The organism is Arthrobacter sp. NQ7, assembly GCF_029581595.2.
Lineage (GTDB): Bacteria > Actinomycetota > Actinomycetes > Actinomycetales > Micrococcaceae > Arthrobacter > Arthrobacter phenanthrenivorans_B.
The window spans coordinates 45,335-69,237 of sequence record NZ_JARFXU020000011.1; the positions used below are offsets into that span (position 1 = coordinate 45,335).

Here is a 23,903-nt window from a genome sequence, read left to right on the forward strand (position 1 = left end):
CGGAGGAACCACACCATGCACACCCGAAAACACCACCGCCTGGGCAGCCTCGCCGCCATGGCCGCGGTCACGCTCCTCGCCTCCGGCTGCGCCACCAGCAGCCCGGCCAGCACCGTCCCCGCTGCCGGCAGTGGACCGGCTTCCGCACCGGCGGAGGCGCACGGGCGCATCGCGATCTCCCACCCCGGCGGAATCAGCGTCCTGGACGGACAGACCCTGAAGGTGGCCGGGACGTTCGGCTCCGAGGAATTCACCAGGCTTAACGCCGCGGGTGACGGCCGGCATGTTTTGGTCACCACCACGGCGGGTTTCCAACTGCTGGACACAGTGCAGCCGGAACTTACGGACCTCGTGGTCCCTGCCCGGGCCGCCGGCCACGTGGTCCGGCACGCCGGCAACACCGTCCTGTTCGACGACGGAACCGGCACCACCACCATCCTGGAGACCGCCGATCTTGCCGCTGCGGATGGCGCCGTGCCCGCCGCGCGGACCTACACCGCGCCGTCGCCGCACCACGGAGTCTCCATTGTGCTCGCGGACGGCACGCTGCTGACCACCATTGGAGACACATCGTCCCGCAGCGGCGCCGCGGCCCTGCACGCGCACGGTGACTACTGGGACAAGTCCGCGGAGAACAACCAGTGCCCCGGCATCCACGGCGAAGGAACCGCCGCCGGCGAAGCCGTGGTGTTCGGCTGCGAGGACGGCGCGCTGCTCTTCCACGACGGGGCGTTCGAAAAGTTCACGGCACCCGATGCCTACGGCCGCATGGGCAACGCCTATGCCTCCGGGGACAGTCCCATCGTGGTGGGCGACTACAAGAACGACCCCGACGCCGAGGGCTATCTGCTGAACGCGGTGGTCCTCATCGACACCGAAAAGCACAGCTATACCGTGGTCGAGCTACCCGAGACCGTCAACTACACCTTCCGGGACGTCGCCCGCGGCCCGGACGGCCTCGCGTACATCCTCTCCACCAACGGATCCATCCACGTCCTGGATCCCCGGGACGGAAAAATCGTCAACGAATTCCCCGTCATCGCCCCCTGGAACGGGCCGGCCGAATGGCAGGACGCCCACCCGGCCCTTGCCGTGAACGGAACCACCGCCTACGTCACCGAGCCCGCCACCAACACGGTGCACGCCGTTGACCTTGCCACCGGAAAAGTCACTGCTTCCGAAAAACTGGACGTCACGCCCAACGAAATCGCCGTCACCCTCGGCAGGTACTGACCCCGCCCTACGGTCTGAACTGGGCACAAAAGGAGGCGTACGACGGCGGCCGGGCAGCCGCCGTCGTACGCCTCCCTGGTGACCAGGTGCTTTAGGGCCCCGGCGCTAGACGCCGAGCCGGTCCTTGTCCTGTCCGTCGCCGGCACCGGCCTGCACCCAGGCGTGCCCCTGCTCCGCGTCCAGGTGCGTGGCCTTCTTGTTCTTCAGCGCGAAGATGTAGACCAGCAGCGAGATGGCGATCGCCACGGTGACGTAGGTGAAGAACAGCTCCTCCTGGCCGGCCTTCTGGAAGGCCGCACCAATCAGCGGAACGGTCCCGCCGAACAGCGAGTTGGCAATCGCGTAGCCCAGTCCCACGCCAAGGGCGCGGATGGAGGCGGGGAACAGCTCGGCCTTCACCAGCGCGTTGATGGAGGTGTAGCCGCCCACGATCAGCAGGCCGCCCATCATCAGCAGGAACGCAGTGAACGGATCCTTGGTGCCGGCCAGCGTGGAGAGCAGCGGCCAGGTGAACAGGACACCGGTGATGCCGAACCAGAGCAGCAGCGGCTTGCGGCCCACTTTGTCCGAGATGATGCCGTACACGGGCTGCAGGAGCATGAAGATGAACAGGGCCCAGAAGTTGATCACGGACGTGTCGGTCTTGGCGATGCCGGACGTATCGTTCATGAACTTCAGGATGAAGTTGGTGTAGGTGTAGAACGCCACGGTGCCGCCCAGGGTAATGCCGATGCAGACCAGCAGCGGCTTCCAGTAGGTGGTGAACAGCAGCTTCATGGTGCCCGGCTGGGCCTGGCCGGCCACCGCCGGGGTCTTGGCTGCCTCGATCTGCTCGGCCGAGACCGTTTCCTCCATGGAGCGGCGCAGCCACAGGACCACGAGGGCCGCAACGCCGCCGATGGCGAACGGGATCCGCCAGCCCCACTCGTTCAGGTCGCCCTTGGGCATCACGTTCTGCAGGATGACCAGGACCAGCAGGGCCATCATCTGGCCGCCCACCAGCGTGACGTACTGGAAGCTGGAGAAGAAGCCGCGGCGCCTGGAGGTGGCGGCCTCGGACATATAGGTGGCGCTGGTGCCGTATTCGCCGCCCACGGAGAAGCCCTGGATCACGCGGATGAGCACCAGCAGGATCATGGCCCACAGCCCGATCACGTCCTGCGTGGGCAGCACGGCAATGCCGAAGGAACCGGCGGACATCATGGTTACGCTCAGCGTCAGGGCGGCCTTGCGGCCCTTGCGGTCGGCGTACCGGCCAAAGAACCAGGCACCCATGGGACGCATGAGGAACGACGTGGAGAAGACTGCCATCGCTTCCAGCCCCGCCTGCAGCTCGTCCTTGGAGTTAAAGAAGTGCGCCTGGAAGTAGGCGGCGAAGACGGTGTAGACGTAAAGGTCGTACCACTCCACAAGGTTGCCGGCGGAGCCCTTCAGGATGTTGCCCACCGCCCTGCGGGTCTGGGCGGCCTCCGACAGGGGCGCGGTTTGTTGGGTGCTCATCGGTGAGTTCCTCCTGGTGGTGACGGCGGCCTCCGACGCCGGAGGGCCCCATCCACGGTATGGGTGATCCACCGCACAACCAACGCGGACGGCACTTTCCTAACACTTCCTTAGGTTTTGCCGTCCGGGTTCCCTTGCCTGTCCTGCCGGGCCTGCCGCCGTCGGGCATATCCTGGCGCCACGCGGTAATCTCACGGGGCAGGGATGAACCGGACATACAGGAAAAGCAGCAAGGAAGATGGCCATGGACGTGCTGATCGTCGAGGACGACGACGCCATGGCCGGTGCCCTGGCCGCAGCCGTCGAAAGCGCCGGGCACCACCCTCAGCGGCTCTCCCGCGGCGCAGACGCGCTGCTCTCCCACCGGGACTTCCAGGTGATCCTGCTGGACCTGGGCCTGCCGGACATGGACGGCCTGGAGGTGCTGCGCAAGCTCCGGCAGGTCACCGACGTCCCCATCCTGATCCTGACAGCGCGCGACGACGAACGCAGCGTGGTGCTGGGGCTCCGCTCGGGCGCGGACGACTACCTGGTCAAGCCGGTGAAACTGGTGGAACTGCTGGCCCGGATCGAAGCGGTGACCCGGCGGGCGGGGCGGCAGCGCGGAACACCGCGGGAGGACGTCATTGTGCTGGACGACCTTGCCATCGACCTGAACCGGCACACCGCTTCCAGGGCGGGCACGCCCCTGCCCCTGACCGCCACGGAGTTTGAGCTCCTGGCCCTGCTGGCACGCCACGCGGGCTCGGTGGTCACGCGGGAACAGATCCTGGACGCGCTCTGGGGCGATGCCTTCCTGGCGTCCTCGCGGTCGCTGGACGTCCACCTCACCGGGCTGCGGGCCAAACTGCAGAAGCCCGGCTTCATCATCAACGTCCGCGGCGTGGGGTACCGGGTGGAGGCGGCGTCCGGATGAGGCTGCGGGTGCTGGGTGTCCTCAGCGTGCTCTGCCTGGTGGTGGTCTTCCTGATCTCGGGCACCATCCTGGGTTCGGCGTCCCGCGAGCTCACGCAGGAGCTGCAGATCAACCGGGCGGCATCCGTGAACCGGCTGGCGCAGGTGGCCTTTGATGCCGCGGGCGACGGGGACACGGTGCGGCTGCAGCAGGAGATGGACACCTACTCCGGCCTGTACGGCGAGGGCATCGTGGTGCGGGTGCAGGAGCAGACCCTGGCTTCCGGCGGCCTCCCGGCGGACCGGCCCGATGTGCAGAACGCGCTGGCCCTGGCCCGGCTCAACGTCAGCAACACATCGCTGGAGCAGCTGGAGCCCTTCGGTTCCGGTCCCCGCGTCATCTTCCGTCCCTTCGGCAGCGCCAGCCAGGTCCTGGGCGCCGTGGTCCTGGACGTCCATGCCGACGCGGCCCAGCAGAAACTCCGTGAGCGATGGCTCGGCGTGGGGGTTGCCGCCCTGGTGCTGGCCGCCGTGCTCCTGGTGGGGGCCGCCCGGGTCACGGGCTGGGTGCTGCGGCCTGTGCTGCGGCTCGATTCGGCCGTGCATGAACTGGAACGGACCGGGCGGACGGGAAGCCTGCCCGAGGACGGGCCGCCGGAGCTGCGCGAACTGAGCCGGTCCTTCACCGCCATGGCCAACACCGTCAGCGCCAGCATGGCGGCGCAGCGGCAGCTGATCGCTGATGCGTCGCACCAGCTGCGGAACCCGGTGGGGGCGCTCCGGCTGCGGCTGGACCTGCTCCAGCTCGAGCTGAAGACCGACCGGGAACATGACGCGGCCGGGCGGGCGGTGGCCGAACTGGACCGGGTGGAGGAGATCCTGGATGGCGTGCTGAAGCTCGCCGCCGCGGAGCACCGGGCGTCCGAGGGCTCCCTGCAGGCGGCCGGCAGCGGGGACCAGGCTCCCGCCCAACCCATGGACCCGTTCCCCATCCTCCAGGGGGAAATCGAGCGGGCGGCACCGCTGGCCGGGCAGGCCGGCTGCCGGCTGGTCCTGGAGCCACCCCCGCAGCCGCCGGTCCTGGTGGCGTGCCACCCCGCAGAGCTGGCCCAGATGGCCGGCGAACTCCTCACCAACGCCACCAAGTACGCGCCCGGCGCCACCGTGACGGCAGCGGTCCGGCAGGAGGCCGGCACGGTCGCCGTCGAAATTTCCGACGACGGCCCGGGGCTTTCCGCCGCCGAACGCGCCTCGGCTGCCACCAGGTTTTGGCGGTCCCCACGGCACGCTTCAATCCCGGGGACCGGGCTGGGCATGACCATCGTGGGCGAACTCGCAGCCGCCAACGGAGCGCGCCTGGTGCTGGCCGACGCGTCACCGCACGGGCTGTCGGCACGCGTCCTGTTTCCCATTCCGCCGCCTGCCCGGCCGGCCCCGGGACCTGGATCCGGTGGGGGTGGTGCCCGTGCGTGAACCTGCCGCTTCGGACACACCTGGTTCGCCCGGCTGCCGCACCGCCCTGCCGGCGCGGCGGTCCGTGCTGAAGTCAGCCGTCGCCGTCGGACTCGCCGCCTGCCTGCCGCCTGGCCTTGCTGCCTGTACCGCCGCGGACCGGCCGGAGGAGCTGGTGGTGGCCGGCGGCGAACCCGGCGGTTTCTACCTGGAGTTCTCCACCCTGCTGGCGGCGGCGCTGGAACGCCACGGAGTGGCGGCCCATGCCCGGGCCGTCGCCACGGGTGGGAGCCTGGACAACATCGCGGAGCTGCGGGCGGGGCGGGCCGCCTTCGCGGTGGCTTTGGCCGACGCTGCGGGCCAGCCCGGCGGGGATTCTGCGGGGATCGCAGCCATTGGCAAGGTGTATGAAAACTATGTGCATTGCGTAGTCCGGAAAGACAGCGGCATCCGGGAGCTTTCCGGGCTGGCGGGGCGACGCGTTGCGGTGGGCCAGCCCGGATCCGGGACGTCCCTGACCACTCCCCGCCTGCTCGAAGCAGCCGGGCTGGGCACCTCAGCGGATGCCGCCGTCCCCGCGGCCGGAACAGCCGCCGTCGAAAACCTTGGCCTCAATGACGGGATCGCCGCGCTTAAGGCCGGAACCGTGGATGCCCTGTTTTGGTCGGGCGGAGTTCCCACCGCGGCGATCGCCGCCGCCACCCAGGAGGTGGCGCTGGCCCTGCTGGACCTTTCCAGCGTGCTGCCGGAGCTTCGCCGGCGGTACGGCGGGTTGTACGACCGCGTCCTGGTTCCGGAGGGCAGCTATCCCGGCATCCCCGCCGTGTGGACGGTGGGCGCGCCCAACCTGCTCCTGTGCCGCCGCGACCTGGACACCGCCACCGTGGAGCGGACCGTCCAACTGTTGGTGCACTCCGCCGCCGAACTCATCCCGCAATCCAGCCTGGGCGTGCAGTTCCTCAGCGCGGAAAGCCTCATCAACACCGCGGGCGTCCCGCTGCACCCGGCCGCTGCCAACGCCTACCGGGTGCTCCACGGCTGACCAACGCGCCATCACCTTTGGCGGCTCAAACCCGAACGCCCGATCACCTTTGGCCGCTCAAACCCAAACGCCCGATCACGTTTGGCGACTCAAACCCGAACGCCCGATCACTTTCAACAGGAAAGTGATCGGGCGTTTGGACGAAACCGGCAGGAGTTGATCGGGCGTCGGGACGAAACCGGCAGGAGCTGATGGGGGGTTTCCTATGAGCCGGAGTGGGCCTGCAGGAAGCTGTACACCTCGGTCTCGTCCACGCCGGGGAAGGCGCCCGGCGGCATGGCGGCCAGCAGGTGGGAGTGGGCCCGGGCGGAGGGCCAGGCGTTCCCGGCCCACTGGCTGGCAAGCTCGGCGGGCGGCCGTTTGCAGCAGGTGGGGTCGGGGCAGTTGGAGGTGGCCCGGGCGGTGGTCTCCCGTCCGCGGAACCACTTCACGTGCTGGTACGGCACCCCGATGCTCAGTGAGAACTCCCCGGAGGGTGAGCGCTCGGTGCGGGCCGTGCACCAGTACGTGCCGGACGGGGTGTCGGTGTACTGGCTGTAGGCGCTGAACTTGTCCGGGACGTCGAACACGGCCCGCGACGTCCAGGCCTTGCACGACGGCTGGCCCTCGATGGCGCCGGTGTGGTCCTGCGGGAAGTTCACGCCGTCGTTCTCATACGCCTTGTAGATGATGCCGCTCTGGTGGGTCTTCTGGAAATGTGTGGTGATGCCCAGGTGCTTCGTGGCCAGGTTGGTGAAGCGGTGGGCTGCCGTCTCGTAGGACACGGCGAATGCGTCCCGGATGTCCTCCACGGCAATTTCCTTGGCCGCTTTGGCTTTTTGCAGAAATTCCACCGTGGCCTGCTCGGGCAGCAGCAGGGCGGCGGCGAAATAGTTGGTGGCCACCCGCTGGGCCAGGAAGTCGCCGTAGTTCCGCGGCGTTTCGTGGCCCAGGACGTAGTGGCCCAGGGCCTGCAGCAGCACCGAGCGGGGGTCGTGGTCCTGCCGCTGGCTCTGCGTCAGGTAAATTCTGCGGTTCTTCAAATCGGTCACTGACCGGGTGGAATGGGGCAAATCGCCCACGTGGTGCAGGGTGAAACCGAGGTGCGCGGCGATGTCCGCGATGACGTGCTGGCTCAACGGACCGGTGGTGTAGCCCACCTCCTTGAGGACCTTCTGCGCCTCGGCCTCGTACTCCGGGAAGTAGTTGCCGCGCTCCCGCATCATGGCCCGCAGTTCACCGTTGGCGCGCCGGGCTTCCTCGGGGGTGGCCACCTGCTCATTCATCTTCCGTTCGAGCTCGTGCAGCAGCCCCACCTGGGCCTCCAGCACATCCAGCGGAAGCCGTGAGCTGATGCGGATTTTGGGCAGGTCCAGGGACTCGTACAGCGGGCCGCGCTGGTACCGTTCCAGCTCGATTTCCAGGGCGGCCCGGCGGCTGGGCGGCTCCGCCCCGAGTAGTTGGTCAATGCTGACGTTGAGCGCCGCCGCAAGGTGCTGGAGGAGGGTCAGTTTCGGTTCGCGTTTGCCGTTTTCGATCAGGCTCAGCTGGCTCGGGGCAGTTCCGACGGCGGCGCTCAAGTCATCGAGCGTCAGCCCGGCCTGCTTCCGCAGATGGCGGACACGGCGGCCCAGGGAAATGACATCAAGGTCCGTGGACGAAGCGGACGGAGGCTGGGAAACGTCCCTGTTCCAGCTTGAAGGCGACATTTCTGAAGAATACGCGAAGAACTGCATTTCTTTCCACCCTTTTTATCTGGAAAGGGGGTTGAAAGTACTGAAAAGTAGTTCACACGGAAAGAAACACCGCACCGGAAAAGCCGGTGGGAACCTCAACGGCGCGGTTCCCACCTACCTCCTCCGGAGCTCAATCAAGGAGATCAACGATGACTGCAGCATTTGAGCCCACCCAGCAGACGCCCGAACAGCAGGCCGCCGCCCTGGAGCTCGAGTGGGCCGCCAACCCCCGCTGGGAAGGTGTGACCCGGGACTACTCAGCCTCCGACGTCGTCCGTCTCCGCGGCCGCGTCTCCGAAGAGCACACCCTGGCGCGCCGCGGTTCGGAAAAGCTGTGGAAGCAGCTCACCGAGGAGCACAAGACCGGCGGCTATACCAACGCCCTGGGCGCCCTCACCGGCAACCAGGCCGTGCAGCAGGTCAAGGCCGGCCTGCGCGCCATCTACCTTTCCGGCTGGCAGGTCGCCGCGGACGCCAACAACTCCGGGCACACCTACCCGGACCAGTCCCTCTACCCGGCCAACTCGGTTCCCACCGTGGTCCGCCGGATCAACAACGCCCTGCTCCGCGCAGACCAGATCGAGTTCTCCGAAGGCATCCAGACCGTCGAGGACTGGCTGGTGCCGATTGTCGCCGACGCCGAGGCCGGCTTCGGCGGCCCGCTGAACGCCTACGAACTCATGAAGTCCATGATCCAGGCCGGCGCCTCCGGTGTGCACTGGGAAGACCAGCTTGCCTCGGAAAAGAAGTGCGGCCACCTCGGCGGCAAGGTGCTCATCCCCACCCAGCAGCACGTCCGTACCCTGAACGCCGCCCGCCTGGCAGCCGACGTTGCCGGAACCCCCACCGTGGTCATCGCCCGCACAGACGCCGAGGCAGCCACCCTGATCACCTCGGACGTCGACGAGCGGGACCAGGAATTCATCACCGGCGAGCGCACCGCCGAGGGCTTCTACAAGGTCCGCAACGGCATCGAACCCTGCATTGCCCGCGCCAAGGCCTACGCCCCGTACTCCGACCTCATCTGGATGGAAACGGGCACCCCGGACCTGGAGCTGGCCCGCAAGTTCGCCGAATCCGTCAAGGCCGAATTCCCGGACCAGATGCTCTCCTACAACTGCTCGCCGTCGTTCAACTGGCGCAAGCACCTGGACGACGACACCATTGCCAAGTTCCAGCGTGAACTCGGCGCCATGGGCTTCACGTTCCAGTTCATCACCCTGGCCGGCTTCCACGCCCTGAACTACTCGATGTTCGACCTTGCCCACGGCTACGCCCGGGAAGGCATGAGCGCCTACGTCGAACTCCAGGAAAAGGAATTCGCCTCCGAGTCCCGCGGCTACACCGCAACCAAGCACCAGCGCGAAGTCGGCACCGGCTACTTCGACACCATCTCCACCGCGCTCAACCCGAACGCGTCCACCCTCGCCCTGGTCGGATCGACCGAAGAGGGCCAGTTCCACTAACGCTTACGACGGCGGCGCTTCCGTCCGGCCTTCGGACCGGCATCGCTCTGCCTGCTATTCCCCACGTCCGGCCTTGGGCTCGTAGAACTCGCCGAGGCCGGACGCAGGGCCCCTTTTACGCAGGCTGCCGCGACACCGGCTCCTCGGCCTCGTGCCCAAGTCGCCACCCTGCCGCTACCCGCCGTCGAACTTCCCTTTCGGCTTTAAGGAGACTGAGATGAACAGCTTTACCGATAGCTTTACGATCAATGGCATCACCCTGACCGCGCAGCCCATTTGCCGGCAGGACGAGGTGCTGACCCCGGATGCCCTCTCCTTCATTGCGAAGCTGCACCGGGCCACCGCCGAGCGACGGCAGGAGCTGCTGCAGGCACGGCGTACCCGGCGTGCCGACATCGCCGCCGGCGCCGACCCCCGCTTCCTGCGGGAGACCGAGCACATCCGCAACGATCCGTCCTGGCGGGTTGCTCCCCCGGCCCCCGGCCTGGAGGACCGCCGCGTGGAGATCACCGGTCCGGTGGACAAGAAAATGACCATCAACGCCCTGAACTCCGGCGCCAAGGTATGGCTGGCTGACATGGAGGACTCCTCCACCCCCACCTGGCGGAACGTCATCAAGGGCCAGCTGAACCTCACCGACGCCCTGGAGCGCCGGATCGACTTCACCAGCGAAGAGGGCAAGGAATACAAGCTGAAGCCAGCCGGTGAACTCCCCACCATCGTGGTCCGGCCCCGCGGCTGGCACCTGCCGGAGAAGCACATGCTCATTGACGGCCAGCCGATCGCCGGCGGGATCGTGGACTTCGGCTTGTTCTTCTTCCACAACGCCCGCCGCCTGCTGGCCCAGGGCAAGGGACCGTACTTCTACCTGCCGAAGATCGAGAACCACCTCGAGGCCCGGCTGTGGAACGACATCTTCATCCTGGCCCAGGACCTGCTCGGCATCCCGCAGGGCACCATCCGCGCCACGGTGCTGATCGAGACCATCACCGCCGCGTTCGAAATGGAGGAGATCCTCTACGAACTGCGCGACCACGCCTCGGGCCTGAACGCCGGCCGCTGGGACTACATCTTCTCGCTCATCAAGAACTTCCGCACCCGCGGCCCCCGTTTCGTCCTCCCGGACCGCGGCCAGGTGACCATGACGCAGCCGTTCATGCGTGCCTACACCGAACAGCTCGTGCGGGCCTGCCACAAGCGCGGCGCCATGGCCATCGGCGGCATGGCGGCAGCAGTTCCCAACCGCAAGGACCCGGAAGCCAACGCCAACGCTCTCGAAAAGGTGCGGGCGGACAAGACCCGCGAAGCCAACGACGGCTTCGACGGCTCCTGGGTGGCGCACCCGGACCTGGTGCCCGTGTGCCGCGAGGTGTTCGACGGCGTCCTGGGCAGCAAGCCCAACCAGCTGGACCGGCTCCGCGAGGACGTCACCCCGGACGACCGCGCGCTCATCGACGTTGCCGCCACCACCGGCACCATCACCGAGCAGGGCATCCGGAACAACATCGAAGTGGGCATCCGCTACATCGAGTCCTGGCTGCGCGGCAACGGCGCGGTGGCCATCCACAACCTCATGGAGGACGCCGCCACCGCCGAAATCTCCCGCTCCCAGCTCTGGCAGTGGATCTACGCCCGGGCCATCACCGACCACGGAGAGATCATCAGCCACGAGTGGGTGGAGGAACTCCTGGACGAGGAATTCGCCCGGCTGGAGCGCTTCGACGGCGACCGGTTCGAGGACGCCCGCGACATCTTTGAAGAGGTCACGCTGAGCCGCGAGTTCCCGTCCTTCCTTACCCTCCCCGCCTACGCCCGCTACCTGACCGAGGCCCGTGAAAAGGCCACCGTCGAGGAGCTGGCCGCGGCATAGCAAGACTTCCGTCCGCCGGGCCGGCACGCCCTTCGCAACAGGCCCCCCGAAATCCGGGGCGCCGGCCCGGCGACGGAGCAACCGAATGACCACGCGAGAATGTACGACGGCGGCCCTCGCCTCAGCGGCCCTTCGGCACCTTCCGGACGGACAGGGTGGTGCTGACGAAGAAGGCCAGCACGGAAGCCAGGATGACCAGCAGTGCCGGGGTCCACGATCCGGAGCTGTCATGGACGAAGCCCACGAGCGGCGGCGCGACGGCGGCGAGGCAGTAGCCCAGGCCCTGCACCGTAGCCGACATCCGCCCCGCGGAGGCCTGGTCGCGGGCGAGCTTGATGATGGCGATGAAGATCAGGGTGATGCCGCCGCCCTGGGCAATCCCGCCGGAGGTGGACCACAGCCACCACAGCTGCGGCAGGAAGAGCAGCCCCACGGGAACGGCAAGCCACAGCGTGCCCAGGGTGACCGCCACCGCCGTCGTACTCATGTACTTGGCCGCAAAGGGCACACCAAGGCCGCCCACAATGGCCAGGATCTGGAAGATCGAGGACGCGGCGCCGGCCTCGGACGTGGACATGGCCAGCTCGTCGTGCAGGTAGCTGGGCAGCCACGCCGTAACGCCGTAGTAGGAAAACGCCTGGCCGCCGAATCCTGCGGTGAGCCCGAATGTGGTCCAGCCCGAGCCGGAAACCCGGGCCGCCGCCACACCTGCCCCGTCCCCGCCGTCCACCAGGAATGCGGTCCGCGGCCCCACGGCCAGGACCCACACCGCCACCGCGGCCACGGCCAGGAGCGCCACGGACGCCAGGGCAAGCCGCCAGCCCGTCAGGGACGCCAGCGGGGCCATGGCCACCGAGGTCAGGAACGAGCCGATGTTCAGGGCGGCGGTGTAGATTCCCATCGCTGTCCCCTGCCGCCGTGGGGCAAAATCGCGCCGGATGATCAGCGGCACCGCGATGTTGCCCACCGTGATGGCCACACCGATGACCACCGTTCCGGCCACCACCAGCACCGGTCCTCCCGCAGAGCGGACCAGCACCCCGGCGAGCACGCCAAGGATGGTCAGCGTGACGGCGAACTCGGCGCCGAACTTCCGGGCTGCCAGGGAGGCCAGCGGTGCGGCGAGCGAGAAGCAGAGCACGGGGATGCTGGTCAGCAGTCCCAGCAGGACCGGCGAAAAGTGCAGTTCCGCCTGCATCGGGCCCACCAGGGGCGCGACGGCCACGAACGGGCCGCGGAGGTTCAGCGCCAGCAGGCCGATGCAGGCCAGCAGGACCCAGCTCTTTGGGACGCGGGACAGGACGCGGCCGCTCACAGCGGCAAAATCGGGAATGGGCGTGGATTCATCACTTCCATTGCTATCACGCCCCGCGGTGCTGGAGTTTCAGGCGCCCTGTCCGCCGGTGCTGCCATACGATGAACCTGAGCCCAGGACGAAGCACCCGCGGAGGACACCCATGACGCACCGCCTTGCCATCCTCGACGACTACCAGGACGTGGCCAACGGCTTCGCCGACTTCGCGGCCCTGGAGGCTGAGGGAGTCTCCGTCACCTCCTACCGCGAGCCGTTCCCTTCCCGGGACGCCCTCGTCTCGGCGCTGGCAGACACCACCATGGTGATCGCCATGCGCGAGAGGACGGCGTTCCCGCGCGAGGTGTTCGAGAAGCTGCCCGCACTTGAGCTGCTGGTCACCACCGGAATGGCCAACGCCGCGATCGACCTCGCTGCCGCAGCCGAGCACGGGGTGACCGTGTGCGGCACCGCGGGCTCGCCCACGGCCGCACCGGAACTGACCTGGGCCCTGCTGCTCGCCATCGCGCGGCACCTCCCGGCGGAGGAGAACTCCCTCCGGGCCGGAACCTGGCAGTCAACGGTCGGCGTGGAGCTCGCCGGGAAGACCCTGGGCATCGTGGGGCTGGGAAAGATCGGGCGGCGGATCGCGGCCTACGGCCAGGCCTTCGGAATGGACGTGGTGGCCTGGAGCCAGAACCTGACCGCGGACGCTGCCGCCGACGCCGGAGCCCGGCTGGTCTCCAAGGAGGAACTCTTCACCGTCGCCGACGTCGCCACCCTCCACCTGCGGCTCTCCCCGAGGTCGGAGAACACGGTCGGCGAGGCCGAGCTGCGCCTGCTGGGCCCCGAAGGCATCCTGGTGAACACCGCCCGCGGTCCCCTGGTCGACCAGGATGCCCTGGTCAAGGCCCTCACCAACGGATGGATCCGCGGCGCCGCCCTGGACGTCTTCGACCAGGAACCCCTGCAGGCCGGGCACCCGCTCCTTGCCGCCCCGAATACCGTGCTGTCCCCCCACCTTGGCTACGTCACACAGGAAAGCTACCGCCAGTTCTACGGCGGCGCGCTGGAGGACATCACCGCGTGGCTGGCCGGCTCCCCCATCCGCACCATCACCGCCTGAGCGGGGAAGAACCGACCCGGAAGAAGCATCATGACCCACACCATCCGCAAAGCAACAGCAGACGACGCCGGCCGCCTCGCCGTGCTGGCGGCCGTCACCTTTCCGCTGGCCTGCCCGCCGTCGTCGTCGCCTGACGACATTGCCGCCCACCTGGCCAACACGCTCAGCGAGGACCACTTCAACGAATACCTGGCCGACCCGGACACCACGATCCTGGCGATCGACGCAGACGGGGACCTCAGCGGCTACAGCCTCCTGGTGAACAGGCCCGCCACGGACCCGGACGTTGCCTCCGTCCTGTCCCTGCTGCCCTCCGTGGAAATCAGCAAATGCTACGTCCACCCCGACTACCACGGGCTTGGCGCCGCCGTTGAGCTGATGCACGCAAGCCTGGAGGCGTCCGCCGCCCTGGGCGGCGCGGGAGCCTGGCTGGGGGTCAACAGCCAGAATGCCCGCGCCATCCGCTTCTACGAAAAATCGGGCTTCCGCAAAGTGGGAACCAAGTCCTTCCGGCTGGGCAGCACGGTGGAACACGACTTTGTGCTGGAGCGGCCCCTGCCGTAGCCTCTCAGGCTTCCGGTTGATGCAGCCGCCGGATGTCCGGGCCTGCCATCGACTCCTCCAGCGGATAGGCCAGCGGCGGGCGCGGTTCATCCAGCAGTTTCAGGCCCGGCGGCAGTCCGTCGATGGTGCCGCTGGAGCCTGTGGCACTGATGGTCACCCTGCTGGTGTCCAGCAGGACATTTTCAGCCCGGAAGGTTCCCACGGACTCCGGCAGGATCGGCGCCAGGTGCACCACCCGGCGGGTGAAGACGGGGTCGAACCGCAGCAGGATCCGCGCGAGCTGCACGGGGGCCGCCGCCGCCCACGCCTGCGGGGAGCACGCGGTGGGATACGGAACAGGGCCCGGGAACTCGCCGCGGTCGAACCCGCAGAACAGTTCCGGCAGCCGGCCATCAAAGTGCCGGGCTGCGTCGAGGATGCCCAGCGCGACCCGTTTCGCCTCGTCCACGAACCCGTAACGCATCAGCCCTGTAGCCACCAGCGCGGTGTCGTGTGGCCACACCGAGCCGTTGTGGTAGCTGACGGGGTTGTAGGCGCCCATGTCGGAGGCCAGCGTGCGGATGCCCCAGCCGGTAAACATCTGAGGGGACATCAGGTTTTCCATGACGGACACGGCTTTGTCCTCGTCCACGATGCCCGTCCACAGGCAGTGGCCGATGTTGGACGTCAGCGCATCGACGTGCCGTTTGTCCTTGTCCAGTGCCACCGCAAAGTAACCCTTGTCCGGCAGCCAGAACTTCCGGTTGAACTCCTCCTTGAAGGCTGCGGCCTTGTCGGCCCAGTGCTTTTCCAGGTCTGGGTCCCCGGTCCAGTGGGCCAGCAGCGACCTGCCGAGGTAGGCCGCGTAGACATAGGCCTGGACCTCGCAGAGCGCGATGGGGGCTTCCGCGATGGTCCCGTCCGCAAAATTGATGCCGTCCCAGGAGTCTTTCCAGCCCTGGTTGACCAAGCCGTGGTCGTTGGGCCGGAGGTACTCCACGAAGCCGTCGCCGTCGCGGTCGCCGTATTTTTCGATCCATTCCAAGGCCCGGTCGGCGTGGGACAGGAGCGGCTGGATCGCGTCGCGGGACAGTCCCCACCGGCTCAGCTCGCCCAGGGTTGCCACGAAAAGCGGGGTTGCGTCGGCCGTGCCGTAGTACGCGGTGCCGCCCAGCGACAGGCCCGCGGTGACGCCCAGCCGGACCTCGTGCGGAATCCGTCCGGGTTCCTCTTCGGAGTCCACGTCCACTTTCTTCCCCTGGATCCCGGCCAGGGTCTGCAGCGTGCCCAGGGCGAGATTGGGGTTGACCATCATGCTCATGTAGGACGTCAGCAGCGAATCCCGCCCGAACAGCGCCATGAACCAGGGCGCACCCGCCGCGACCGCCGCGCGGTTGGGGTGGTGGGCATCGAAGATCCTCAGGGCACCGAGGTCGCTTTGGCTGCGGTTGAGCACGTTCTGGAAACTGGTGTCCTCGATGCTGATCCGCGGCACGTTCTCCTCCCAGGCCAGGTGGCGCCGCACGCCCTCGCGGTGGTGCGGCAGCTGGCCCTCCGTGAAGGGCTTTTCCGGGGCCTCCCCGTTGACCAGCGGCACCACAATCACGCTGGTGCTCCACTTGCCGCGGGCCGGGACGGTAACGCGGAAGCGGAGTCCGTCGGTGCCCACCTCCGCATCCTTGGCCCCGATGGCGGAGCCGCGCTGCTGGCCGTGGCGGGATGCTTCGATGATGAGCTTTCCGTCCACCACACTGCGGGTGGTGTCATCGGGGCCCGTGGTCCGGCCGCCTTTCACTTCGAAGAGGTCGGCCTGGTCCGCGTCCACCAGCAGCTCGATGTCGCATTCAACGGGTTCCGCTGCGTAATTCTCCAGGATGATGTCGTCCTGCAGGCCCGGTCCGATGTGGCGGACCTGGCGGACCACCAGCGGACTGTCGAACCGGCCTCCCGGCCACGTGGCGCGGCCAACGAAGGTTGCTTCGAAAGGCTGGGCCTTCTGGGCCGACAGCGGTTCGCGCCGTGAGCCGTTGATCCGCAGCACCCAGCCCGAGACGATCCGGGTGTCCTGGTAAAACGCGCCGTTTGTGCTTCCGTCAGCACTGATGTCGCCGGTTCCGGCAGAAATGCAAAACGAGGAGCCTTCCAGCACGGTGACGGCACCAACATCGGAGCCGGAGGCCTCATTGTCTTCGTTCCAGGCGGTCATGGAAGGACTCCCTTCTCAGGCTGGATGCTGCCGGGGAGCCCGATGCCCGCCCGTCCCCCTTAACGATTCTGGTGCACCGGCGGAGTAACCGGAACCCCTCCCGGCAATCTCCCGGCCAGCAGGTCGTCAAAGAGCCTGAGGTGCTGCGCCACCATCCGCTGGGCACTGAACCGCTCCTGCACTGACGCACGGCAGCGTTCCCGGCTGAGGGACGCGGCTGCCTCGACGAAGCCCGGCAGTTCCTCGGTCTTTCCGAGGAAGCCCGTACGGCCGTGTTCCACGATCTCAGGGGCTGAGCCGATCCTCGTGCCGATGACGGGGGTTCCGGTGGCCAACGCCTCGATCATGACCAGGCCGAAGGGTTCCGACCACTGGATGGGGTTCAGGAAGGCGGTGGCCTCGCCCATCAAGCGGTACTTCTCGGCATCGTCGACTTCCCCTACGAAGTCCTCGTTGGGACCGAGCATCGGTTCGATGACTTCCCGGAAATAGCGGATCTCATCCGGCTCCCGCATCTTGACGGCGATCTTGAGGTGCATGCCCACCTCCCGGGCGACGGTGATGGCCTCGAACAAACCCTTGTCCTGGCAGGCGCGCCCCACAAAACAAAGATAGCCACCGCGGCCAGTGCCTACGGGAACCGCGGAAACGTCCATGCCGTGGTGGATCACCTGGGTCACGGGGACCTCCGGGGCATGCGACGCCTGGTCACGGGAGATCGCCACAATGGCCACGTCCTTGGCCATGGCCCGGTAGAGGTCCTCTGCATCCTGGTGGAGCGGACCGTGGATGGTGGTCACCACGGGGATGTTGGCCGGCCGGCGTGCATAGAGCGGTCCCGCCAGGGTGTGGTCATGGATCAGGTCCACATCCCTGAGCCCGTCGTAGGCCCGGATCACGTGGCTGAGCTCGGACATGGTCAAGCCGAGCTCATCCCGGCATGCCGGCCGCATCCCCTTTACCAGCGGCACGGGGCAGGTGCTTTCAGACGGCGCCGCGAGCAGGACCTCGTGTCCGGCCTCTGCGAAGCCGCGTGCCAGGGTGTCCACCACCCTTTCGATGCCGCCGTACGTCAGCGGGGGAATGGGAATCCATGGTCCGGCAATAAGTCCAATACGCATATCTGGCCTCCAGGGCACGAGGCCCGGACTCCCAGCTGCCAGGCACTTCCCGCCACGGAAAGTGCAATCCCGTGGCGGTCTAGGTTTGTGGCGACTGCTTCACCTACTTCAGAACTATTGCCCACCATGGCCCGCGCCACAAGACCTGTTTGTGGGGCATGTCATAGCCGGCGGCCGGAATTGCCGCAGCAACGCCAGGGTTGTGCAAGGCATGAAGATTGAGATCTGGTCCGACGTTGCCTGCCCGTGGTGTTTTATCGGCAAGCGCCGCTTCGAGGCAGCCCTGGCGTCATTCCCGCACCGCGACGCCGTCGACGTCACGTGGCGCAGCTACCAGCTGGACCCCACATTGCCCGAACACTTCGACGGGACCGAACTCGAGTACCTGGGCAGCCGCAAGGGCATGCCGGCCGAGCAGGTCGCCCGGATGTTCGACCACGTAGCCCAGCAGGCAAAGGGCGAAGGCCTGGACTACCACTTCGACAAGGTGGTGGTGGCCAACAGTTTCACTGCACACCGCCTCATCCACCTTGCAGCAGCCCATGGAAAGCAGGATGCCGCCAAGGAACGGCTGCTCAGCGACCACTTCGAACACGGGAAGGACATTGGCAACCGCGGGTACCTGTCCTCCCTCGGCGCTGACCTCGGCCTGCCTGCCGGCGAAGTGGAGGAACTCTTCACCACGGACAAGTACACCGATGAGGTCAGGTTCGACTTCCAGGAGGCCCGGGCACTGGGCATCAGCGGCGTTCCGTTTTTCGTCATCGACCGCAAGTTCGGCCTGTCCGGCGCCCAGCCCACCGAGACATTCACCGCCGCCCTCAACCAGGCATGGCAGGAAGCCAACCCACTGGTCCTGGTCAACTCCACGGACGCCGAGGCCTGTGGTCCCGACGGCTGCGCGGTGTAGCGGTCTTTTACTGACACATCACGGTAAAGTGTCTGTATGCCCCGGATTACAGCCGCCAGCAACGCGGAACAGCGTGCGGATACCCAGCGACGCATTCTCACGGCGTTTGGCGAGCTCCTCTTCACCCACGGCCTGCCAGGGCTGACCATGACGGATGTGGCGCGCCATGCGGGAATTGGCCGCACCGCCGTCTACAACTACTACGCGGACATTGAGGAACTCCTCATTTCCTACGCGCTGGACGAGACGGAGAAGTTCCTCTCCGACCTGCGCGAGTCGCTGAACCGCCTGGAGAACCCGGTGGAGCGGCTGGCCCTGTACGTCCGTGCCCAGGTGGTTGACCTCAGCCGCCGCCACCTCCCGCCCGGACCTGCCATGGGGGCGGTACTCTCGCCGTCGTCCTTTGCCAAACTTTCCGATCATGTGGGTGAGCTCAGCGTCCTGCTCCAGGGCATCCTGCGGGACGGCATGGAGCAGGGCTACCTGCCGGTGGCGGACGTGGGCCAGCAGTCCCAGTTAATCCTGGGCACCCTGTCCTCCAGCGCCGCGAGGGGCAGCGACGAGCCTGCGGAACTTGAAGCCCGGGTGGCCCGGACGGTGCGTTTCATCCAGCTGGGTGCCGGCGCGAGGTTCGACGACGACGGGCGGCCCCTTCGCGTGGCGCAGCTTCCCGCGGCGGCCGGGTAGGTTCCGGCCGGCCGTCAGGGCACCGGTGCGACGGGCAGTTTGTCAGGGTCTGCCGTGCGCCGGCTTTCCCGGGGGCAGCTGAGCTTGCCGGGCGTTTGATCCACCAGCTCGGGCGGGACCAGCGCCTTGTAGTCCTGCGACAGGATCACGTCAACGCTGGCGTCCGTCCTGCCGTCCTGGAAGTAATCCGAGCCCTGCAGGTTCCGCTGCACGGTAAACGCAGCAACCTGCCCGGCAGCGCCTGACACCACGGCGGCCACGCCCCGGTATCCGGCGCTGGTGTTGGACACGTTCCCCACCGCGAACTTCCGCGCCAGCAGCTCGTCCGCCACCAAGCGGGCCAGTCCGGCACGGCCGGTGGAGTTGAAGACGTTGACGTTGACCTTGTCGTTGGGTGCGTAGTCGAAGATTGTGGCCGGGCACGAGGACACCGGTGTGGGGGCGGGCTCGGCAGTCGGGATCTTCAGGCGGCCATTGATGACGGCAAGTGCCACGATGATGCCGGCGGCGATCAAGCCGACCAACAGGACCAGCACCGCCCCGTGCAGCACCCGGCGCCGGACGCGGGCCGTTTCATCGGCGTCCCGGGCGGCAGCCATCGCCGCCCGCAGCTCAGCACCGGAGACAACGTGGTGGCCGTGAAGGACTCCCGGGTCCTTCGTCCGCGTCCTAGCCATCGAGCACCAGGACCCGGGCGTGGATGGCGGTGCGCTGGTGCAGTGCGGTGCGGACGGCGCGGTGCAGCCCGTCCTCCAGGTAGAGGGTCCCCCGGTACTGCACCACGTGCGGGAACAGGTCCCCGAAGAACGTTGAATCCTCCGCCAGCAGGGCTTCCAGGTCCAAGGTGCGCTTGGTGGTCACCAGCTCGTCCAGCCGGACCGGCCGCGGGGGCAGCGACGCCCATTGTTTGGGGGTGTTGTAACCATGGTCGGGGTAAGGGCGGCCCTCGCCCACAGCTTTGAATATCACCATGCCACAGTAGGCACCGCGCTGCTCCAGCGAAAGTAGCAGGGGTGACCGGCGGCAGGTTGTAGCCAAACAGTGACCAACACCAGGGAAGTGAAGGACGGCTGCGCGGCGCCAGGGCAGCACGCCGCACCGGCGGGCCCGCTCCTGCTGACAGAATGGAGCCATGACAGCATCCGAGTCCCCTGCCGTTCCCGTGCCCGGAATCCGCCTGCCGTCCGCACCACCGCTGGCGCTCCTGCTGGACGTGGACGGGCCCGTGGCCAGCCCCGTGACCCGTGACGTCAAGCCGGAGATCATCCTGGACCTGGTGGCGCTGGCAGCTGCGGGAATTCCCGTCATCTTCAACACCGGCCGCTCCGATGCCTTCATCCGGGAGCAGGTCATGGAGCCCATGATCGCGGCCGGCATCCCGGCCGGCACCATTATCCATGCCATCTGCGAAAAGGGTGCCGTCTGGTTCAGCTACACGGCTGCCGGCCCCGGCCCCATCCACGTGGACCGGGAACTCGCCGTGCCGGCGGCGTACGGGGATGATGTCCGCCGCCTGGTGGCCGCGGACTACGCCGCCCACATGTTCTTCGACGAGACCAAGCGGGCCATGGTGTCCGTGGAGCAGCACATCGACGTGCCCAGCGCCGACTACCTGGCCGAGCAGAAACTGTTCGACGCCGACGCCATGGAACTCATGGTGCGCCACGGCCTGGGCGTGGTGCGGCTGGACCACCATGCCCCCAATTCCGACGACGAGGTGGACTACCGCGTGGATCCCACCATCATCTCCACGGACATCGAGTCCGTGCGGCTGGGCAAGGACCTCGGCGCCAGCCGGGCGGTGGAACTCCTGGCGGCCCAGGGCATCACGCCCCAGGCGTGGCGGACGGTTGGGGACTCGCGCACCGACTACGCCATGGCGGACTGGCTGCACCACAACGACCACCCGGTCAAGCACGTGGACGTGCGGCCGGCGGACGGTGTGCCCAGCAAGCCCTACCCGGTGCTGACGGCGGCGGACCTGGGGCTGGACGGCACAGTGATCCACGACGACGCCGGCGGCGCCTTCCTGCGCGCCTGGCGCGAGGCGCTGGATGCCTGAGCCCCTGCCGGGCCGCCGCCGCACAAGTCACCACGGGACGCCTGTGTGGTCCCGGAAACCTGCCGTTACCTTGGCAGGACTATCATGCAGGTAAGAATGCCCACATCCACCAGCACGGAGACAACCATTACAGAAGCACCGGTCCAGGACGAGGTCTACTACGGCGGCCAGGCGTCCGTGGAGGAACAATTTCACGCCGAGATCACATCGGCGGCGGCTGAGCAGCGGCTCGGCCACCGGCCTGACGTCATCCGGCACAAGGGCCGGTATGCCCTGATCAATGACACCAGGACGCCCTACCAGGCCATGGTGGAGGACCTGCTGTTCATGCGCAACGTCCTGGCGAACGCCAACCTTGCGTACCTCCTGGTCCGGGGCAACAACGACCGTCCCGTCCTGGCCCTGGACTGGAAGGACCGGAAGAAGCTGCGGGCTGCCCTGGTGGAGGCGTGCCGGGACGAGCCCTTCTATTCCATGACCGTGGACGCCAAGAAGAAAACCTCGGTGCTGGTGGCAGACGGCGAGCTCTCCCCCAACCGGCAGGCACGTATCTTCCGCCTGTACCGGCCCCGGGTCGAGCCGGTGGGCGGCTTCGAGTTCGGCGCCTCCGCCGGGGTCCAAATTGAGCTGTGGTCCTTCGAGGGCGACGAACTGATCCTTCCCATCGAAAACTCCCTGACCCGCAGGACCCTGCTGCGGCAGGACGCCGTCCGCGGCACCGTGGAACGCTACGGCCACACCTGGCCCACCATCGAGAACATGTTCGCCGACCACGCAAGCGACATCAGCTTCGATATCGACCTTGTCTTCTCCTGGGTGGACGGAAGCTCCCCGGAATACATTGCCGCCCGCCGGGCCCAGCAGCAGGGACACGTCCTGGGCGAGGGTGACGACCACGAAGCCCGGTTCCGGCAGATCAACGAACTCAAGTACGCGCTGCGTTCGGTGTACATGTTCGCGCCCTGGATCCGGCGCATCTTCATCGCCACGGACTCCCCCGCGCCCGCCTGGCTGGCGGACCACCCGTCCGTCACGATCGTCCGCAGCGAAGAGTTCTTTGCCGATCCGTCAGTGCTGCCCACGCACAACTCGCAGGCGGTGGAGTGCCAGCTGCACCACATCGAGGGGTTGTCCGAGCACTTCCTGTACTCCAATGACGACATGTTCTTTGGCCGCCCCGTGGGGCCGGACATGTTCTTTACCCCCGGCGGCATCACCAAGTTCATCGAGGCGGAAACCAGGATCGGCCTGGGCGAGAATGCCGCCGAGCGGAGCGGGTTCGAAAATGCCGCCAGGGTGAACCGCAAGCTCCTCTGGAACCGGTTCGGCCGGATCACCACCCGCCACCTGGAGCACACCGCCGCGCCGCTGCGCCGCAGCCTGGTGGCGCAGATGGAGGAGGAGTTCCCCGAGGAGTTCCGCAAGACTGCGGCCAGCCGCTTCCGTGCGGCCGACAACATCTCCGTGACCAACTCGTTCTACCACTACTACGCGCTGCTCACCGGCCGCGCGGTCACGCAGACGGCCGCCAAGGTGCGCTACGTGGACACCACGATGCGCTCCGGACTCAAGTACCTGCCCAAGCTGCTGGCCAAGCGGAACATGGACTTCTTCTGCCTGAACGACGGCAGCTTCCCGGAGGTCAGCGCAGACGAACGTGCCGACGTCGTAACGGACTTCCTGGAGCGGTACTTCCCCATCAAGGCACCCTGGGAGAAGTAGCCGCGCAGCACACGCGTCGGGAGCCGGTCCTGTGGCAGGACCGGCTCCCTTTGCGTTAACTGCCCTAGCGGCCCGTGGAAGCCCCGAGCCTGGAGTTGCCGCGCTGCTTAGTGGTCTCCGGGATCCGGATGCCGGCCGCCTCGAGCCGCCGGGCCGTTTCCTCGGGCGATACATACTCGCCAACGGTGGGTGAGCTGCCCAGCGGAACCACGGAGTGCACGATGGTGTGCTCGTACACATGGACCAGGTTGAAGGCCTGGCCGCCGTCCTGCCCGCGGGTCCCTCCCACCGGCACGTTGAGGTCCTGGGTGTAGCAGGATGCGGAGGCCACGGACACGGGAACTCCGGCGAAGCTGGCGGTGGTGGAGTAGTGCAGGTGGCCTGCCAGGATGGTGCGGACATCCGAGTTGCGGACGACGGCGGCCAGCGACGCCTGGTCCCGCAGTTCCACCAGCACCGAGAGGTCCAGCACGGACGGCACCGGCGGGTGGTGCAGGGCCAGGATGGTGCCGTCCGGGGCAGGGGTCTCCAACTGCCCGGCGAGCCATTCCAGTTGTGCCGCACTCAGTTCGCCGTGGTGGAAGCCGGGCACGGTGGTGTCGAGGGTGATGACGCGCAGCCCGTTGATGAAGTAGCTGTGGTCCACAGGTTCGTCACTGCCGGGCTGGTCAAGCAGGCCCCGACGGAAATTCGCCCGGTCATCGTGGTTGCCCATGGCCCAGATGACCTGCGCGCCGAGTTCCTTGCAGGCAGGATCGACAATGGCCCGGAGCTTTACGTAGGCTTCCGGGTCGCCCTTGTCAGCGAGGTCACCGGTGAAAATCACGGCTTCAGGCTTGGCCCCGGACGCTTTGACTTCGTCGAACAGCTGGATGAGCCTGGCTTCGCTGTCGACTGATCCGTAGAGGGGGTCCGGACCTCCCAACAGGTGGGAATCGCTCAGGTGGAGTAGGAAGTGGCGTGGCCGGGGATGCTCGGCCTCGATGTGCTCCATTGCTACCTCTATGGTCGGTGGGAAGGCTCTCTTCCCTTGTACCCTTCAGTAATATTTATCCAATCAGAC

At 67.3% G+C, this 23,903-nt stretch carries 19 protein-coding genes and 1 pseudogene; 12 read left to right on the forward strand and 8 right to left on the reverse strand.

Features of this window, described 5'->3' with window-relative positions; all coding sequences use genetic code 11:
- Positions 1-15: 15 nt before the first annotated feature.
- Positions 16-1,233, forward strand: coding sequence for a zinc metallochaperone AztD (gene aztD, locus PUN71_RS12890; RefSeq protein ID WP_277798744.1), 1,218 nt, complete (start codon positions 16-18; stop codon positions 1,231-1,233).
- A gap of 105 nt (positions 1,234-1,338) precedes the next feature.
- Here the strand turns inward: aztD and PUN71_RS12895 are convergent, their stop codons facing one another.
- The gene (locus PUN71_RS12895; protein WP_277798745.1) at positions 1,339-2,733 is read right to left on the reverse strand and encodes an MFS transporter; all 1,395 of its coding nucleotides are present in this window, start codon (positions 2,731-2,733) and stop codon (positions 1,339-1,341) included.
- 244 nt (positions 2,734-2,977) lie between these two features.
- On the opposite strand from PUN71_RS12895, the gene PUN71_RS12900 reads away from it, so the two are divergent.
- Genes PUN71_RS12900 through PUN71_RS12910 form a run of 3 tightly spaced genes read left to right on the forward strand, consistent with a single transcriptional unit; the run spans position 2,978 to position 6,121 of the window.
- Positions 2,978-3,649 carry a response regulator transcription factor gene (locus PUN71_RS12900; protein WP_043449074.1) on the forward strand — a complete coding sequence of 224 codons (672 nt, stop codon included), beginning with the start codon at positions 2,978-2,980 and terminating at the stop codon, positions 3,647-3,649.
- Positions 3,646-5,100 (forward strand): HAMP domain-containing sensor histidine kinase, encoded by a 1,455-nt coding sequence (locus PUN71_RS12905; protein ID WP_277798746.1) that lies wholly within the window; start codon positions 3,646-3,648, stop codon positions 5,098-5,100. Before PUN71_RS12900 ends, PUN71_RS12905 begins: the two co-directional genes overlap by 4 nt.
- Entirely contained in the window at positions 5,093-6,121 is a 1,029-nt protein-coding gene (locus PUN71_RS12910) for a TAXI family TRAP transporter solute-binding subunit (RefSeq protein ID WP_277798747.1), read from the forward strand. The genes PUN71_RS12905 and PUN71_RS12910 overlap by 8 nt, the downstream gene beginning before the upstream one ends.
- Before the next feature lie 203 nt (positions 6,122-6,324).
- Here the strand turns inward: PUN71_RS12910 and PUN71_RS12915 are convergent, their stop codons facing one another.
- A complete protein-coding gene (locus PUN71_RS12915; protein ID WP_043448964.1) occupies positions 6,325-7,836 on the reverse strand; it encodes an XRE family transcriptional regulator in 1,512 nt (503 codons plus the stop codon).
- A 149-nt stretch (positions 7,837-7,985) separates the two neighbouring features.
- Between PUN71_RS12915 and aceA the strand changes: the two genes are divergently transcribed.
- Both aceA and aceB read left to right on the forward strand, forming a co-directional pair.
- Positions 7,986-9,302 carry an isocitrate lyase gene (gene aceA / locus PUN71_RS12920; protein ID WP_277798748.1) on the forward strand — a complete coding sequence of 439 codons (1,317 nt, stop codon included), beginning with the start codon at positions 7,986-7,988 and terminating at the stop codon, positions 9,300-9,302.
- 217 nt (positions 9,303-9,519) lie between these two features.
- The gene (gene aceB / locus PUN71_RS12925; RefSeq protein ID WP_277798749.1) at positions 9,520-11,172 is read left to right on the forward strand and encodes a malate synthase A; all 1,653 of its coding nucleotides are present in this window, start codon (positions 9,520-9,522) and stop codon (positions 11,170-11,172) included.
- Positions 11,173-11,293: 121 nt separating this feature from the next.
- Here the strand turns inward: aceB and PUN71_RS12930 are convergent, their stop codons facing one another.
- Positions 11,294-12,487, reverse strand: a complete 1,194-nt coding sequence (locus PUN71_RS12930) for an MFS transporter (protein WP_277798750.1) — start codon at positions 12,485-12,487, stop codon at positions 11,294-11,296.
- A gap of 142 nt (positions 12,488-12,629) precedes the next feature.
- Between PUN71_RS12930 and PUN71_RS12935 the strand changes: the two genes are divergently transcribed.
- Positions 12,630-13,589: a D-2-hydroxyacid dehydrogenase family protein gene (locus tag PUN71_RS12935; RefSeq protein WP_277798751.1), complete on the forward strand. Its 960-nt coding sequence runs from the start codon at positions 12,630-12,632 to the stop codon at positions 13,587-13,589.
- A 30-nt stretch (positions 13,590-13,619) separates the two neighbouring features.
- Positions 13,620-14,153, forward strand: coding sequence for a GNAT family N-acetyltransferase (locus PUN71_RS12940; protein ID WP_277798752.1), 534 nt, complete (start codon positions 13,620-13,622; stop codon positions 14,151-14,153).
- A 4-nt stretch (positions 14,154-14,157) separates the two neighbouring features.
- Here the strand turns inward: PUN71_RS12940 and PUN71_RS12945 are convergent, their stop codons facing one another.
- Both PUN71_RS12945 and PUN71_RS12950 read right to left on the reverse strand, forming a co-directional pair.
- A complete protein-coding gene (locus PUN71_RS12945) occupies positions 14,158-16,338 on the reverse strand; it encodes an amylo-alpha-1,6-glucosidase (RefSeq protein WP_277798753.1) in 2,181 nt (726 codons plus the stop codon).
- A gap of 59 nt (positions 16,339-16,397) precedes the next feature.
- Positions 16,398-17,459, reverse strand: coding sequence for a glycosyltransferase family 4 protein (locus PUN71_RS12950; protein WP_277798754.1), 1,062 nt, complete (start codon positions 17,457-17,459; stop codon positions 16,398-16,400).
- A gap of 211 nt (positions 17,460-17,670) precedes the next feature.
- On the opposite strand from PUN71_RS12950, the gene PUN71_RS12955 reads away from it, so the two are divergent.
- The gene (locus tag PUN71_RS12955; RefSeq protein ID WP_277798755.1) at positions 17,671-18,369 is read left to right on the forward strand and encodes a DsbA family oxidoreductase; all 699 of its coding nucleotides are present in this window, start codon (positions 17,671-17,673) and stop codon (positions 18,367-18,369) included.
- A 36-nt stretch (positions 18,370-18,405) separates the two neighbouring features.
- Positions 18,406-19,056, forward strand: a complete 651-nt coding sequence (locus PUN71_RS12960; RefSeq protein ID WP_110544300.1) for a TetR/AcrR family transcriptional regulator — start codon at positions 18,406-18,408, stop codon at positions 19,054-19,056.
- Between the two features lie 14 nt (positions 19,057-19,070).
- On the opposite strand, the gene PUN71_RS12965 is transcribed toward PUN71_RS12960, so the two are convergent.
- Both PUN71_RS12965 and PUN71_RS12970 read right to left on the reverse strand, forming a co-directional pair.
- Positions 19,071-19,733 (reverse strand): LytR C-terminal domain-containing protein, encoded by a 663-nt coding sequence (locus tag PUN71_RS12965; protein WP_277798756.1) that lies wholly within the window; start codon positions 19,731-19,733, stop codon positions 19,071-19,073.
- Positions 19,726-20,025 (reverse strand): type II toxin-antitoxin system VapB family antitoxin, encoded by a 300-nt coding sequence (locus PUN71_RS12970; protein ID WP_205622207.1) that lies wholly within the window; start codon positions 20,023-20,025, stop codon positions 19,726-19,728. The genes PUN71_RS12965 and PUN71_RS12970 overlap by 8 nt, the downstream gene beginning before the upstream one ends.
- A gap of 163 nt (positions 20,026-20,188) precedes the next feature.
- Between PUN71_RS12970 and PUN71_RS12975 the strand changes: the two genes are divergently transcribed.
- Both PUN71_RS12975 and PUN71_RS12980 read left to right on the forward strand, forming a co-directional pair.
- The gene (locus PUN71_RS12975; protein ID WP_277798757.1) at positions 20,189-21,118 is read left to right on the forward strand and encodes a Cof-type HAD-IIB family hydrolase; all 930 of its coding nucleotides are present in this window, start codon (positions 20,189-20,191) and stop codon (positions 21,116-21,118) included.
- Between the two features lie 84 nt (positions 21,119-21,202).
- Positions 21,203-22,837 (forward strand): annotated as a pseudogene (locus PUN71_RS12980) (stealth family protein); the annotation flags it as partial.
- A gap of 67 nt (positions 22,838-22,904) precedes the next feature.
- Here PUN71_RS12980 and PUN71_RS12985 read toward each other — a convergent pair.
- Positions 22,905-23,834, reverse strand: coding sequence for a phosphodiesterase (locus PUN71_RS12985; protein ID WP_277798758.1), 930 nt, complete (start codon positions 23,832-23,834; stop codon positions 22,905-22,907).
- Positions 23,835-23,903 lie beyond the last annotated feature (69 nt).

Excerpts from the sequence above, each read along its gene's own strand:
- PUN71_RS12950 (WP_277798754.1), bottom strand. The coding sequence starts at position 17,459 with ATGCGTATTGGACTTATTGCCGGACCATGGATTCCCATTCCCCCGCTG.
- aztD (WP_277798744.1), top strand. The coding sequence starts at position 16 with ATGCACACCCGAAAACACCACCGCCTGGGCAGCCTCGCCGCCATGGCC.
- PUN71_RS12895 (WP_277798745.1), bottom strand. The coding sequence starts at position 2,733 with ATGAGCACCCAACAAACCGCGCCCCTGTCGGAGGCCGCCCAGACCCGC.
- PUN71_RS12960 (WP_110544300.1), top strand. The coding sequence starts at position 18,406 with ATGCCCCGGATTACAGCCGCCAGCAACGCGGAACAGCGTGCGGATACC.
- PUN71_RS12900 (WP_043449074.1), top strand. The coding sequence starts at position 2,978 with ATGGACGTGCTGATCGTCGAGGACGACGACGCCATGGCCGGTGCCCTG.
- PUN71_RS12955 (WP_277798755.1), top strand. The coding sequence starts at position 17,671 with ATGAAGATTGAGATCTGGTCCGACGTTGCCTGCCCGTGGTGTTTTATC.
- PUN71_RS12940 (WP_277798752.1), top strand. The coding sequence starts at position 13,620 with ATGACCCACACCATCCGCAAAGCAACAGCAGACGACGCCGGCCGCCTC.
- aceA (WP_277798748.1), top strand. The coding sequence starts at position 7,986 with ATGACTGCAGCATTTGAGCCCACCCAGCAGACGCCCGAACAGCAGGCC.
- PUN71_RS12975 (WP_277798757.1), top strand. The coding sequence starts at position 20,189 with ATGACAGCATCCGAGTCCCCTGCCGTTCCCGTGCCCGGAATCCGCCTG.
- PUN71_RS12965 (WP_277798756.1), bottom strand. The coding sequence starts at position 19,733 with ATGGCTAGGACGCGGACGAAGGACCCGGGAGTCCTTCACGGCCACCAC.
- PUN71_RS12985 (WP_277798758.1), bottom strand. The coding sequence starts at position 23,834 with ATGGAGCACATCGAGGCCGAGCATCCCCGGCCACGCCACTTCCTACTC.
- PUN71_RS12945 (WP_277798753.1), bottom strand. The coding sequence starts at position 16,338 with ATGACCGCCTGGAACGAAGACAATGAGGCCTCCGGCTCCGATGTTGGT.
- PUN71_RS12935 (WP_277798751.1), top strand. The coding sequence starts at position 12,630 with ATGACGCACCGCCTTGCCATCCTCGACGACTACCAGGACGTGGCCAAC.
- aceB (WP_277798749.1), top strand. The coding sequence starts at position 9,520 with ATGAACAGCTTTACCGATAGCTTTACGATCAATGGCATCACCCTGACC.
- PUN71_RS12915 (WP_043448964.1), bottom strand. The coding sequence starts at position 7,836 with ATGCAGTTCTTCGCGTATTCTTCAGAAATGTCGCCTTCAAGCTGGAAC.
- PUN71_RS12905 (WP_277798746.1), top strand. The coding sequence starts at position 3,646 with ATGAGGCTGCGGGTGCTGGGTGTCCTCAGCGTGCTCTGCCTGGTGGTG.